We start from the raw sequence: 1454 nt of genomic DNA, 5'->3' as shown, positions 1-1454 counted from the left end.
AGGTATTAAAAAACATATCGTTCTCTAGTATGATTAAATCACGACAAAATAAACAACTGAGAGGACGATATGCTATATGAATGATTCTATCAAAAAAATGCTGCGATTAATAGAGAAAGATTTGATGATTACAGAGGTCTCTTACGAGACCTTTCAGAAGAAAAAGACGTTGATCGTCGATGCTGTTTTCTCACCTGCTCCCCATACCTGTAGAAATTGTGGTTCTACTGTGGTAGATGGAAACGGGAAAGTAATTGTAGTGAAAAATGGGAAGAAGGAAACGATTGTCCGCTTTGAACAATACAATCACATGCCTTTGGTTATGCGCTTAAAAAAGCAGCGCTATACCTGTAAAAACTGTCGAACCCATTGGACGGCTCAAAGTTATTTTGTTCAACCCAGACATTCAATCGCGAATCATGTCAGATATAAAATTGCTTCTTTACTGACTGAAAAAGTATCTTTATCTTTTATTGCGAAAAATTGTCAGGTATCTTTGACCACCGTTATTCGTACGTTGAAAGAGTTTAAAAGCTACTTACCAAAGCAATCTAAGAGGATTCTCCCCAGAGTATTGATGGTTGATGAATTTCGTTCGCACGCTTCCATAGAAGATAAAATGAGCTTTATTTGCGCAGATGGCGAAACAGGACAATTAATTGATGTCTTGCCTACGCGTAAATTGCCTCGATTAACAAGCTATTTCTTAGGCTGCACTAATCCTGAAGAAGTAAAATTTTTAGTCACAGACATGAACGCCGCCTACTTCCAGCTTACCAAACGTATTCTGCCAAATGCGAAAGTAGTGATTGATCGGTTTCATATTATCAAACACATGAATCAAGCCTTTAATGAGTTGCGTATCCGTGAAATGAATGAACTTCGTAAAGTAGGACAGAAAAGTCAGGCAGAAAAACTGAAAAAGAACTGGCGCTTTTTGCTAAAAAATCGTGTAAACATCAACCATTATGAATACAAAACATGGAAAAGTTTTCGAGCACCAAAATACCCATTTCTTACGGAAGCGATGATGATTGATCGATTGCTTGGCTTTTCTACGTCCCTGAAGGAGGCGTATCCCTATTTTCATGAATTAGTTGAAGCCTTTCGAGACAAAGACCCTGACTTATTTTTCTCCTTATTGGCAGAACTTCCCGAAACGTTAGATGACGGCTTTCGGGAAAAGCTCCAAAACCTTCTGACCTATGAAGAAGGCATCACCAACGCGATGATCTATCCTTACACCAATGGAAAAATAGAAGCGAAGAATACCCATATAAAGACAATGAAACGAGTATCCTACGGATTTAAATCATTTGAGAACATGAGAATTAGAATCTTTTTGATCAATCAATTAATCAAAGTAAGATAACAAAAAATCTGAGCCAGAATGAGGTTCATTCTGACCCAGATTTGATTTTGTACAACCCATCAGTCCTTATTGACAAAGAGCC

The 1454-nt window shown here is 37.7% G+C and carries 1 protein-coding gene; it reads left to right on the top strand.

The features are described from left to right. Positions 1 to 76 precede the first annotated feature (76 nt). The gene (locus tag EG2_RS18145; protein ID WP_060815727.1) at positions 77 to 1372 is read left to right on the top strand and encodes an ISL3-like element ISEfa5 family transposase; all 1296 of its coding nucleotides are present in this window, start codon (positions 77 to 79) and stop codon (positions 1370 to 1372) included. Positions 1373 to 1454: the final 82 nt, after the last annotated feature.

Source organism: Enterococcus gallinarum NBRC 100675, from assembly GCF_001544275.1.
Lineage (GTDB): Bacteria > Bacillota > Bacilli > Lactobacillales > Enterococcaceae > Enterococcus_D > Enterococcus_D gallinarum.
This window is presented reverse-complemented; position numbering and strand designations above follow the sequence as displayed.